This is a genomic window from Niallia sp. XMNu-256, from assembly GCF_036670015.1.
In the GTDB taxonomy this organism is placed as follows: domain Bacteria; phylum Bacillota; class Bacilli; order Bacillales; family Cytobacillaceae; genus Bacillus_BD.
The window spans coordinates 2,926,144-2,938,495 of record NZ_CP137636.1; the positions used below are offsets into that span (position 1 = coordinate 2,926,144).

Genomic DNA, 12,352 nt, shown 5'->3' on the forward strand with positions numbered 1-12,352 from the left:
CTCATTCACCACTTTCCATTAAACCATAATAAATGTCCTCGTATTGTTGGACAATTTTCTCACCTTTAAAATTCTCATTCACCGACATCATTCCTTTTTGTGAAAATTGATGATGTAAGGACTCATTTGTTAAAAGTTGTAATGACTTATCAGCAATTTCTTCTATATTCCCTAATTCACAAATAAAACCATTTACTCCATTAGAGATTACCTCGGGAATGCCACCAATGTTTGTTCCAATACAAGGTACTCCGCATGCAAGTGCTTCAAGAGCTACAAGTCCAAAGCTTTCCTTTTCTGACAGAAGAAGCATTAAGTCGCTAATGGAATATAATTCCTCGAGATTTTCCTGTTTGCCGAGAAATAAAACATCATTCTTTAAGTTTAATCTGTCAACAAGTTGACTTACTAGTGAGATATCTGGACCATCACCAACAAGCATTAATTTTGCAGGTACTTTCTCAGCGATTTTGGAGAAGGCCTTTACAACATCTGGCACCCGTTTGACACTGCGGAAATTAGATACATGAATCACTACTTTTTCATGTGCAGGAATGCCATATTCTCCTTTTAGGTATTGGGAAGGTACTTTATGATAAATTCGTTCATCAATAAAGTTATATACTGGAACAATTTTCTTTTTTGGCTGAATTACGTCATATGTTTCAGCCACTAAGGAATTGGATACAGCTGTTACGATATCCGACTCTTCTATTCCAAAACGAATGGCATCAGATAAAGAGGCATCGTAGCCAAGGACCGTAATATCCGTTCCGTGTAATGTTGTTACAATTTTCACATCTTTATTAGACATTTGTTTCGCTAATATCGCACAGACCGCATGGGGAATCGCATAATGAACATGCAATAAATCAAGCTTCTCTCTTTTTATGATTTCAGCCATTTTACTCGCAAGCGCAATATCATAGGGTGGATATTGAAAAACAGAATATTGATTTACCTCTACTTGATGGTAGTAAATATTGTGATACATTTTCTTTAATCGGAAAGGCACACTAGACGAAATAAAATGTATTTCATGGCCCTTTTCTGCCAGCATTTTTCCTAGTTCGGTTGCAACGACCCCTGACCCACCTACTGTTGGGTAACAAGTAATTCCGATCTTTAATTTTCTATTCATAGTAATACTCCTACTTCACTTAGATCAAATGATATCCACAGTAATTTAATCTGTTATGGTGTTTTCCGTGTTCCCTCTTACAATATTCCTCCATGAGATATCCCCACGCTGAAGGCCCTTAATCAGCACTTCTCCTGTCCCCATATTTGTTGCTAGCGGAACTTCATACACATCGCATAAGCGAATAAGTGCCGTTACATCTGGCTCATGCGGTTGAGCAGTTAGAGGGTCACGGAAGAAAATAACCATGTCCATTTTATTATTAGCAATCATCGCACCGATCTCCTGGTCTCCGCCCAATGGGCCTGATTGAAAACGATGGATTTCTAAGCCAGTTGCTTCCATAATTTTTAATCCCGTTGTACCAGTTGCAAAAAGCTTATGATTCTTTAATATTTCTGAATAAGCAGTAGCGAAACGAATCATATCATTTTTTTTCTTGTCATGTGCTATTAAGGCTATATTCATTAGAGAGTCATCTCCGTTCTAATCAATGATGTTTTCTAGACCATAAATGAGAGTATTAACATTTTTCACTGTATCAACAGCAAGCTTAACCCCTGACATAAAAGATTCACGATTATAAGAATCATGACGAATCGTCAAAGTTTGACCATTTGAGCCAAACATCACCTGTTGATGAGCAATTAAACCAGGCAATCTCACAGAATGAATATGCATTCCCTCAAAGTTTGCACCTCTTGCCCCTTGGAGAGTTTCCTTTTCGTTTGGATGACCTTGATTTTTTTCCGTTCTTACTTGTGAAATCATTTGTGCTGTTTTGACCGCCGTTCCAGAAGGTGCATCTAACTTTTGGTCATGATGCAATTCAATGATTTCTACATCTGGAAAATATCTTGCTGCTAACTGAGAAAATTTCATCATTAAAACAGCCCCTACGGCAAAATTAGGTGCAATAATACAACCTAGATCTTTTTCTTTACAGAGGTCTTCCAATTCTCTTAAATTTTCTTCGGTAAATCCAGTTGTCCCAACGACTGGACGAACACCTAATTGTAAAGCTGTTCTCGTATGCTCCATCCCTATTTCAGGAGTCGTCAAATCAATAAGTACATCCGCTTTAACTTCCGTTAAACAGACAGTCATATTATCGTATACAGGCACTGGCAATGATGAAATTCCATCAAGCTCATTTAACTTTTTCCCACCGTGTTTGTGATCAACCACAGCAACCAGTTCATAATGTTCGGTTCTTTCTACTAATTTCACAGCCTCAGAACCCATTCTTCCTCGAGGTCCTGCTACAACAATTCTTGTTTTTTCCATAATTAAATCCCCTTTTATTTATTAATTTTAGTCCAGCGATCTTTATCTCTAGTAGCAAACTTTTTCATGACAGCATTATGAGCTTCTTCTAGATCAATATTTAAGGAGTTGGCAAAGCAAATTAACACAAATAATAAATCTCCCATTTCCTCTTCAATGGTACGAGCTTTTTCCGTTGTTTTTTTCGGTTTTTCTCCATAAAAATGATTGACCTCACGAGCTAATTCTCCAAGTTCCTCTGCCAACCGTGCAGTCATTGCTAGTGGGCTAAAATACCCCTCTTTAAACTGACTTATGTATGCATCGACTTCTTTTTGTAAATCTTTTACCGTTTTATCGTTTGACACTACAGCCACCTCGAATAATGAAAAAATAAAAATATTTATCCTTTTACTTCTATCATGTTAGCTAAACTCATTAAAATTTACAACATTTTTCATTTTTTCGTATGATTGCTATAAGAATGTTAAACTTAATAGAAAGAGATGCTGAATTGGAGGCGTTTGTCATGAGGTTAGGTCTTAAGTTTAAGAATATTGTATTAATCCTTATTGGTGCTTGTATTTTTTCATTTGGTATCGTCCATTTCAACATGCAAAACAACTTATCTGAAGGTGGGTTTACTGGAATTACATTATTGCTTTTTTTCCTGTTTAACTGGGATCCTTCATATGTCAATTTACTTTTAAATATTCCATTATTCTTTCTTGGGTGGAAATTACTAGGGCGTAAGGTTTTTCTTTATACAATTATTGGTACAGTTAGTGTCTCAATCTTCCTTTGGATCTTCCAGCGTTACCAAATCAACATGCCTTTAAGTAATGATATGACGTTAGCAGCGTTATTTGCTGGGACTTCTATTGGAGTTGGACTGGGAGTTATTTTTCGATATGGCGGAACAACCGGGGGAGTTGATATCATCGCAAGATTGGCGCAAAAATATATTGGCTGGAGTATGGGGAAAACGATGTTTTTATTTGATGCCTGTGTAATTTTTTTATCATGGATTTTTTATTTAACCTATCAAGAGGCAATGTACACACTTGTTGCAGTTTTTCTAGCTTCAAGAGTGATTGATTTTATGCAAGAGGGTGCCTATTCTGCTAGGGGAGCGATGATTATTTCTGAGTACAGTGATAACATAGCTGATAAAATATTAGAAAAAATGAATCGGGGCGTAACTGTATTAAAAGGGTATGGGTCTTATTCCAAACAAGAGCGAGAAGTATTATACTGCGTCGTAGCGAAAAATGAAATGGGGCGCTTAAAAGAAGTTGTTACGAGCGTTGATCCACATGCTTTTGTATCTGTTAGTGTTGTTAACGATGTGATTGGAGAAGGATTTACTCTAGATGAAAATAAAAGGCCGATTGAAGATTGAAAAAGGACGGACTTATTTTAGTCCATCCTTTTTCTTAGTCATCACTTTGCATGCCTGTATAAATGAGAATTAAACGAACCAATTCTAATACAGCAATTGCAGCAGCAGCCACATAGGTCATGGCGGCAGCGTTTAAAACCTTTTTCGTTTCTCTCTCCTCATCATTTCGAATAATACCGAGAGCAACTACTTGGTCCATCGCGCGATTTGAAGCATTAAATTCAACTGGTAATGTTACGACTTGGAATAACACAGCCGCAAACATAAACAAGATTCCTAACAGAACAAAGTTACTGAATCCAAGCAGCATTCCAATGATAATTAAGATCCAAGAGAAATTAGAACCAATATTAGCGACCGGAACAAGTGTATGTCTTAGTCTTAAAAAGCTGTAAGCTTCCGCATCTTGGATTGCATGCCCCACCTCGTGGGCTGAAACAGCGGCAGCAGCAACAGAATGACCGTGATAATTGTCAGTCGATAAACGCACTGTTTTGGTTCTAGGGTCATAGTGGTCTGATAAAACTCCACCTACTTCTTCAATGTTCACATTGTAAAGTCCATTATCATCAAGAATCTTCCTAGCAACCTCTACTCCCCTCATCTGTGAAGAAGAAGAAACCTGTGAGTATTTTTTATAGGTTTTTTTCACCCGAATTTGTGCCCAAATTGGAATGATTAAGACCAGCGCAAAATAAACTAAAAACAATCATTATCCCTCCTAGTACTTATCGTTACATTTATTTTAGAAGGTTTCTAATATAACTGTCAAATAATAAAGTTGAATTCAAGGTCATTTTTTAAAAGCGACTTATTGTCTAGATGGATTTTTGCCTTTTTCCTTTTCACCTTTATATTTTCTCCAGCCTACATAAGACAATGTAACAATGATTATACTTCCTGTGGAAATGATTACCCACCATAAGGATGGATCCATTTCATCCTCAGTGGTTATCTGATTAAAGACAGATGTTAGTTCTGTTTCAATTTCAAACAATTCTTGCCTTGCTTGATCTTTATTCAAAATATCCATACGATATCGGTCAATAAAGGCAATTCTCGTATCCAATTGTTGAATTTTCTCTGATGAAACATCTAATTTAAGACTTGGTTGAATAATGTCGTATAAAACCATAAAAGTATTTAAACTTTGATGAAATTTCTCCTTCTCGCCATTTATCGCAGCCTTTTTCACTTCATCATAGGCAGCCATTACAGGTTCCTCCATCCTTGTCCAAAGAGGCTCTTTTGAACCTGAAATGGCGTCAATCACAAGTCTAAACTTTGTCAATCGATTAATTCTCTCATCCTGATTCATCGTTGCATTTGTTGTCGCCTCGACTGCTTCATTATGAGCAATCGTCACAATACGTAATTCATCCATTGAAAATGACTGTTCTTTCACAGTTACAGACGAGAACTTTTTAGAGAATGCCTCTAAGATCAACTTAGCGTCTTCATATCTATGTGATTTTGTTAATTGGAGCGCCTCATCAGACAAATCATTTAATTGATCGATCGGCGTAGTTTCCTCATTAGCAAATACAAGATTAGGTAATAATAGCAAAAACAATAAAAAGACAATCCATATTTTGGATTTCATGCTTGTCCCCCCTCTATTAATAACAATCTATGAGGGGATAGACAAGGTTAGACCATTAATTTAGCCTGTGCAATAAGAAGAAATAGAGATTCAGAAGGGAAAATTATCTACTATATCTTATTGTTAATTTGAAACGATCTTCTCTAACGCCTAAGTAGTATGCAATAAATAGCGAACAAATACTTAGCCAAAAGGTAAAGTAGCCAATTTGCGGAACAAATGCATCAAGAACTTGATAACTTGGCATCATAAAAAATACATAATCAATGACATCATTATGTAGTGTCCAAATTCCTGCTACAATTAGATGCCAAACTTTAAAGCGATAAAATGGTGCATATAAAAGACCTTGGATGGCCATTCCAGCATGAGAAAAGACCAGCATCCAGCCTGCTAAACCAAGCTCCCCGGTTTCAAACAGAACAAGAAAGTTCATCACAACTGCCCAAAAACCATACTTAAATAACGTAACAATCGCTAACGCCTCAATGAGCGGCCAATTTTTTCCCATTAAAAAGGCAATTAATACAAACACAAAAAATAAGCTTGCCGTAGGGCTATCAGGAACAAATAGGATAAAAATCGCCGGTGTTTCTGCTAATTGCCAGCCGTACCAATCATATCCATAGATTGTGCCAAAAATATTAATGATTAATAATAGCCATAAAAAATAACGATTTCCTAATAAGGGATACATTTGTTTCATTATAAAATTCCTCATCTCTGTGCTAATATGTACCTTTTTATATTAACATAAAGAAATTAAAAACAAGAAAGAAGCCAATCTCAAAACCGGCTTCTTCGATGATTATTTACTTTCAATACTAGATAAAAATTCTGACATTTTTGCTAGTTCATCATCTGTTCCACTAAATAAGCCTGCTGGCATTTTACCACTTTCTGTACCATTTTTTGCAATATCTGCAATTTCTTCAGGAGTAAGACCTGTATCAATTAAAGATGGAGCAGCTGCCGTTCCTTCAAGCTGATTTCCGTGACAGCTTATACACCCATTGACTTCAAAGATTTGATAACCTTCCGCAGTTGTATCTATCTCTGCTTCAGCTACTATTTTCCCTTGTTCTGCAGCTGCCTCCCAGTCATGATTGTCAACGGCTTCCCAAGTTAAATACGTAATTGCTGCAACAGCAAGTAACATAAATCCAGTTGCTAAAGGACGTTTTGTTGGCTTTCTTTCAGGCCCCCTGTCAATAAATGGCGCTAGTAACAGCGCCCCAAATGCTAAGCCAGGAATAACTAGCGCCCCTACCACATTATACGGACCAGAAGCATAGCTGTATTTTAATAATTGGTACAAAAATAAGAAATACCAGTCCGGCAATGGGATATAGGCTGTATCACCAGGATCTGCAACTTTTTCCAATGGAGGCTGGTGGGCAACGGTTAAACATAAAAAGCCAATAAGAAAAACAGCACCAACCATCCATTCTTTCAGTAAATAGTTTGGCCAAAATGCTTCCGTTTTCCCAGGGTATTCCGAATAATCTTTCGGAATGTTCGGTTTTTTATTTTCAGTGACGCGTGAATCACCTACAAACTTCATCCCTTTTCCACGTTGCATGAACAATCTCCCTCCCTTTTAGAGATCATAGATTCAGAGGAATCATTAATTTAGTGTATCGAAAATTATAGATTAAGACTTTACTTATCTTATAATGGTCCTGAAATCCCTTGTTTACGAATCATGATAAAGTGAGCAGCCATTAATCCAAATAATGCGGCAGGTAAGAAGAACACATGAATCGCAAAGAATCGCGTAATTGTTTGGGCCCCGACAATATCAGAACTACCTGCTAATAAAATTTTTAGATATTCTCCGATAAATGGTACAGATTCAACAATTTGAATCGTAACCTTTGTCGCAAACAACGCTTTCATATCCCAAGGTAGTAAATATCCAGTAAGACCTAATCCAAGCATAACAAAGAAAATTAAAACTCCGACAATCCAGTTCAATTCCCGTGGCTTCTTGTAAGCGCCTTGGAAAAATACACGCAATGTATGTAAAAACATCATAACGATTACCAAGCTTGCTCCCCAGTGATGCATTCCTCTAACAATTTGTCCAAACGCCACTTCATTTTGCAAATAATACACAGATTCCCAAGCATTTTTAATATCTGGTACATAATACATGGTTAAAAACATACCGGAAAGAATTTGAATAACTGTAATAAAGAAAGTAAGTCCTCCAAAGCAATAGACAAATGCGGAAAAATGATATGCTGGATTTACGTGCTCTGGAACTTCATGATCGGCAATATCTCTCCATAATGGAGTTATATCCAAACGCTCATCTACCCAATCATAAATTTTATTTAACATGTTTAAGCACCCCCTCGTGGTTCTGCTTTACCTAAGTAGAGGTATCCATCTTTTTCTTGAATTGGGTATACATCTAGCGGAGCAATCGGTGGTGTTCCTTTCACATTATCTCCGTTCTTCGTATAAAGACCTCCATGACACGGGCAATAAAAATGGTCAGGATTGGCTTTATCTGTGTTCCAATCAACCGTACACCCTAAATGCTTACATACTGGAGAAAGGGCGACGACCTCACCATTTTCATCCTTATAAACCCATGCTGAATTGGATACATCTGATTCATACCAAGCATCTTTTTGCTCAAAAGTAAAATCGACACGTGTTGGTACCTCTGTAATATCACTAATCTTTTGTGGTGTAGGGATAAAATCGCTGCTTCCAGATTGTTGTAAAACTGGATCAACAGCGAAACGAACCATTGGCATAAGGATTCCAGCGGCCATAAATCCGCCTACACCCGTCAACGTATAGTTTAGAAATTGACGTCTAGAGACACGCTTTTTGCTCATACATCTCCCCCCTAAATCGATTAAATTGAATTAACAAAATTTTCTTACTAGGACAATTTCAATAATATATCAATATTTCGGTAAGGTCAATAAAATCAGAAAATTATGGTGATTTTTATCACCCTTATTCTTCGGTTTGCCACCTCTTCGCTAATTGAAATTTAAGTTCCTTCAGTTTATCTTCTAGGATAATATTTTGATATTTTCGATCAGATGAATGAATTGTCGTTTCGAAAATGGTAATTAATGTGCCATTTAATTTATTTTCATAGCTTACCCATTCGTTATCTCCAGTTAAATAGAATATATGCTTAAACCCAGCCTGTAATAATTCTGATTCCCATTTTAACAAATAATCAAATGGCAAGTCCCTTTCAATTCCTTTTAAATAGGTAAATCTAGGGAGCAGAAGTAATCTGCCTTTGAATTGTTTTTCAAGGGGAACTGTCAATAATGATATAAATTCAGACATCCCTACGGTTTCTTCTAAGTTATCTTCAAAGGATATGGGACATAATGGCAATACTACTGTATCTATATATTCTTTAGCTTTAATAAACATGTCCATATCTTCGTATGTCCATTTCAAAACGGTTTCCTCTTTTCCATATTTTCTATATATTCTAACATATTTTTAGTAATAAACAATTTATCTAGCCTTATCTAAAAAAATAGACCTGTTCCGAGTAACAGGTCATTTAGCGTCCATCAGTTTATTTAACTGGGCCGTAAGCTTTTGAAAGGCCTCTTGATCTTTTTTGTCAAGGGCTTCGTCAATTTGTTTGAGGAGTTTATCCTTTTGGAACTTTTCAATGCTGTTAATTAAAAACTTTTCTGCTAATTGACGATCTTTATCGCTAATTTGGATGTTTTTTGGCATAAATGGATTCTCTTCTAATACAGCTGCAAACTGAGGAGCTTTATAGGATGCACGGAAGTTTAGTTGAATGTATATGTCTTCATCTCGATTTAAACGGATGTCGTGAAAAGATTTCTCGGCATCTGTTGTCATCACATTTTCCTTGTAAAAGCGAAAAGGTACTTCGTCAACACAATGGGCAGACATGATGATACCCCTCGGACAGTATTGAGCCTGTTCAACAAAATGAACTTTCTCCATTAGTTGATCGTGACTCATTAAGTAGTTTAAAATCCATACACACTCTCGTCTTTTCAATTGGTAATGATTTAGAAACCAACGAATAAAGTCTTTTTTCTCATTGACAGAAACAGGGGCGTTCATCTTTGGTAACCCTCCTCTGCTATTATTAGCATATATTATTATTTTTTAACAAATCCTTTAATGCTATAAAAACTTTAGTAACATCTTTTGTTAAACCAATTTACCTATAATGGGTCAATATCTTCAGTTAGCCTTTGCCAAACATCTACATACTCTTCATTATTAGGTTCCATTTTAATCAGCTCACTAAAAACTTCGACGGCCTTCTCTCGTTTCCCTTCTTCAACTAGAAAATATCCGTAATGGCTTAAAAAATCTGAGGAGTCTTTAAAAAATGTATATGCGTTCTCATAGCTATTTAATGCCTGTGAATATTCTTCTAAATTTTGATAAGCTATAGCCGCATCCCAATTGAATTGAGGATCTTCTTCCACTCCAACGATGCTTATGATTTCGATTATATCTTCATATCTTTCTTGATGAAGGAATAATTTATTCAGAGTTAATGCCGCTTCTATTAATTCTGGATCTAACGCTAAAGCTTCTCTGAACATTTGCTCAGCCTCGTCCTCTTTACCTATTTTCAGGGCTAATTTTCCAGCATATAAATATAGATCCTTATTAAACTCATCATACTGCATGGCTTCTTTAAGGATTTGATAACCTTTTTCCACATCTTCCACTCGTTCGTATGCGCGTGCTAAATTGGTGTATAACGAATAATATTCCGGATCAATCTCTTTTAACTGAAGGAATAATTTAATTGCTTTTTCATTAAAACCAGCTTGAAGAGCTGTGAAACCATAATTAAAAAGTGTATTTAATTCCATTTTTTCCATTAGCGCTTTCTCATAGTAGTGTAGTGCATCTTCAAATGAGCCACCAGCACTCAAGGCATCAGCAATTCTTTGATTTAGATTGACACCTCCAACTTCTTCTGTTGTTTGAATAACCATTTTATAATAATGGATGGCTTCGCTAAATTTTCCTTCCTCATAATTAAGCTCGCCTAATGCAAAATCAATGACTGCTTCATTTGGTAACAGCTCCTTTGCCTTTAATAATTTTTGTTTACTAACTTCATAAAGGCCTTCCATCTGATAAAGATCGGCCATAAGCAATAAGCTTTGCGGATAACTCGGGTCATTTGGGCTGATTTTCTCTAATTCTAGCACCGCAGCCTCTTCATTTCCTTGTTCCATTAGCGTTTCCGCCAGTAAGACTATAAGTTCACCTTCTTGTGGATAGACTTTTATAAGCTCTTTTATTAAATTCTGAGCCTCAAGGATAAAGCCATATTGAAATAGACCTTCTGCAACTAAAAACTTTTCTTCATGTGAACCAATAGCTAAAATGGCCTCATACTCTTCCATTGCTTTCTCGTATAATCCATTTTCCAAGTGTGTGATTATTTTATTCGCTACATCCATAATTAAGACCCTTTCTTTTTATCATTCGTTTAACCAAAAAAACAATATTCAAACCTCATTATGTATTCATCTTTTAATTGTAAATTTCATTATAACAAAAACAGGTTAAATAAAAAAAAAATAAAACTGCAATAATTGCAGTTTTATTTTCAATCTGTAGCTATTAATTGCTGGAGATCATTAAAAAATTGTGGGTAGGATACTGAAATTGATTCTTTTTCTTGGAGAAAAACCTCGTTCTCACAGATTAATGCGGCAACCGCAAGCATCATTCCAATCCGATGGTCGCCATGACTTGATACCGTTCCACCAGTTAATCGATTATTGCCTTGAATAACCATGCCGTCTTCAGTTGCTTTAATCGCTACTCCAAGCTTTGATAGTTCATTCACAACTGTATCAATCCGGTTCGTCTCTTTTACCTTTAATTCTTGGGCATCACGGATAATTGTTTGACCCTCTGCTTGAGAAGCAAGTAAAGCAATTACAGGAATTTCATCAATTAATCGAGGAATTAAGTCACCGCCAATGGTCATTCCCTTTAAATTTGACGTTTTAATCGTTATGTCTCCAACAGGTTCAAAATTATTCTCATCTGATTTCATTTCAATTGTCATATCAGCACCCATCTCTTTTAGCACATCAATAATTCCAGTACGAGTTGGATTTAAACCGACATTCTTTAAGATAATAGAGCTATTAGGTACAATCGCTCCTGCAACAAGGAAAAAAGCAGCAGATGAGATATCTCCTGGAACATGAATAGTCGTTCCTTTTAAAGTTTGTCCACCTTTTACTGATACGGATAAACCATCTTCTTCTACTATACCGCCAAATTGTCGGATCATTCGTTCCGTATGGTCTCTTGACTTTTCTGGTTCTATAACAGTTGTTCTTCCCTCTGCTTGCAAACCAGCTAAGAGAATGGAAGATTTCACTTGAGCACTTGCAACAGAAGGGTGATAGGTAATCCCCTTAATTTGTCCACCTCGGATCGATAATGGGGTATACTCTCCGTTTTGGCGACCATCAATTTGTGCTCCCATTTCTGTCAACGGCTTCGTTACCCTTGTCATTGGTCGCTTTCCAATAGATTCATCCCCTATGATTGTACTGTGAGATTCACGACCAGCTAAAAGGCCCATTAGCAAGCGAATAGTTGTTCCTGAATTACCTACGTCTAGCACTTCTTTTGGTTCCTTTAAACCGCTCCATCCTTTTCCATGAATCACTAATTTATCCTCGGTCTGCTGTATATCAACACCCAATTGACGAAAACAAGCAACCGTATTTAAACAATCATCTCCTAATAGAAAACCAGTTACGGTTGTGTCACCCTCTGCAATTGCTCCAAACATAACCGAACGGTGTGAGATGGATTTATCACCTGGGACTGTAATCTCTCCAGTTAATGAATGTTGATTGTATTCTAATGGTTTTGAACCCATCTGTTTCACCTTCCTTACTAGTTG

The 12,352-nt window shown here is 36.5% G+C and carries 15 protein-coding genes; 1 reads left to right on the plus strand and 14 read right to left on the minus strand.

Translation table 11 applies throughout. The features are described from left to right. Position 1: 1 nt before the first annotated feature. From bshA to R4Z10_RS14855, 4 genes are read right to left on the minus strand one after another with little or no spacing between them, the layout of a single operon-like run. Positions 2 to 1,141: an N-acetyl-alpha-D-glucosaminyl L-malate synthase BshA gene (gene bshA, locus R4Z10_RS14840; RefSeq protein ID WP_338470071.1), complete on the minus strand. Its 1,140-nt coding sequence runs from the start codon at positions 1,139 to 1,141 to the stop codon at positions 2 to 4. 45 nt (positions 1,142 to 1,186) lie between these two features. Continuing rightward, positions 1,187 to 1,609 carry a methylglyoxal synthase gene (gene mgsA / locus R4Z10_RS14845; protein ID WP_338470072.1) on the minus strand — a complete coding sequence of 141 codons (423 nt, stop codon included), beginning with the start codon at positions 1,607 to 1,609 and terminating at the stop codon, positions 1,187 to 1,189. 18 nt (positions 1,610 to 1,627) lie between these two features. Continuing rightward, on the minus strand, positions 1,628 to 2,428 hold the full coding sequence (dapB, locus tag R4Z10_RS14850) for a 4-hydroxy-tetrahydrodipicolinate reductase (RefSeq protein ID WP_338470073.1): 801 nt from the start codon (positions 2,426 to 2,428) through the stop codon (positions 1,628 to 1,630). Between the two features lie 14 nt (positions 2,429 to 2,442). Continuing rightward, positions 2,443 to 2,775 carry a nucleotide pyrophosphohydrolase gene (locus tag R4Z10_RS14855; RefSeq protein ID WP_338470074.1) on the minus strand — a complete coding sequence of 111 codons (333 nt, stop codon included), beginning with the start codon at positions 2,773 to 2,775 and terminating at the stop codon, positions 2,443 to 2,445. Between the two features lie 161 nt (positions 2,776 to 2,936). Between R4Z10_RS14855 and R4Z10_RS14860 the strand changes: the two genes are divergently transcribed. Beyond that, positions 2,937 to 3,809, plus strand: a complete 873-nt coding sequence (locus R4Z10_RS14860; protein WP_338473254.1) for a YitT family protein — start codon at positions 2,937 to 2,939, stop codon at positions 3,807 to 3,809. Between the two features lie 34 nt (positions 3,810 to 3,843). On the opposite strand, the gene R4Z10_RS14865 is transcribed toward R4Z10_RS14860, so the two are convergent. The 10 genes from R4Z10_RS14865 to aroA all read right to left on the minus strand — a co-directional run bounded on the left by R4Z10_RS14865 (position 3,844) and on the right by aroA (position 12,328). Beyond that, positions 3,844 to 4,518 carry a zinc metallopeptidase gene (locus R4Z10_RS14865; RefSeq protein ID WP_338470075.1) on the minus strand — a complete coding sequence of 225 codons (675 nt, stop codon included), beginning with the start codon at positions 4,516 to 4,518 and terminating at the stop codon, positions 3,844 to 3,846. A 102-nt stretch (positions 4,519 to 4,620) separates the two neighbouring features. Further along, the gene (ypjB, locus tag R4Z10_RS14870; protein WP_338470076.1) at positions 4,621 to 5,412 is read right to left on the minus strand and encodes a sporulation protein YpjB; all 792 of its coding nucleotides are present in this window, start codon (positions 5,410 to 5,412) and stop codon (positions 4,621 to 4,623) included. Positions 5,413 to 5,515: 103 nt separating this feature from the next. Then, positions 5,516 to 6,118 carry a DUF1405 domain-containing protein gene (locus R4Z10_RS14875; protein ID WP_338470077.1) on the minus strand — a complete coding sequence of 201 codons (603 nt, stop codon included), beginning with the start codon at positions 6,116 to 6,118 and terminating at the stop codon, positions 5,516 to 5,518. Between the two features lie 102 nt (positions 6,119 to 6,220). After that, a complete protein-coding gene (locus R4Z10_RS14880; RefSeq protein WP_338470078.1) occupies positions 6,221 to 6,994 on the minus strand; it encodes a c-type cytochrome in 774 nt (257 codons plus the stop codon). An 89-nt stretch (positions 6,995 to 7,083) separates the two neighbouring features. Further along, a complete protein-coding gene (locus R4Z10_RS14885) occupies positions 7,084 to 7,758 on the minus strand; it encodes a cytochrome b6 (RefSeq protein ID WP_338470079.1) in 675 nt (224 codons plus the stop codon). 2 nt (positions 7,759 to 7,760) lie between these two features. Continuing rightward, positions 7,761 to 8,267: a ubiquinol-cytochrome c reductase iron-sulfur subunit gene (locus R4Z10_RS14890; protein WP_338470080.1), complete on the minus strand. Its 507-nt coding sequence runs from the start codon at positions 8,265 to 8,267 to the stop codon at positions 7,761 to 7,763. 124 nt (positions 8,268 to 8,391) lie between these two features. After that, complete coding sequence (locus tag R4Z10_RS14895) at positions 8,392 to 8,856, minus strand: DUF2487 family protein (RefSeq protein ID WP_338470081.1); 465 nt, start codon at positions 8,854 to 8,856, stop codon at positions 8,392 to 8,394. Positions 8,857 to 8,961: 105 nt separating this feature from the next. Continuing rightward, positions 8,962 to 9,510, minus strand: coding sequence for a ReoY family proteolytic degradation factor (locus tag R4Z10_RS14900; protein ID WP_338470082.1), 549 nt, complete (start codon positions 9,508 to 9,510; stop codon positions 8,962 to 8,964). Positions 9,511 to 9,614: 104 nt separating this feature from the next. After that, positions 9,615 to 10,880, minus strand: coding sequence for a tetratricopeptide repeat protein (locus R4Z10_RS14905; RefSeq protein WP_338470083.1), 1,266 nt, complete (start codon positions 10,878 to 10,880; stop codon positions 9,615 to 9,617). Positions 10,881 to 11,029: 149 nt separating this feature from the next. Beyond that, entirely contained in the window at positions 11,030 to 12,328 is a 1,299-nt protein-coding gene (aroA, locus tag R4Z10_RS14910; protein WP_338470084.1) for a 3-phosphoshikimate 1-carboxyvinyltransferase, read from the minus strand. Between the last annotated feature and the right edge of the window lie 24 nt (positions 12,329 to 12,352).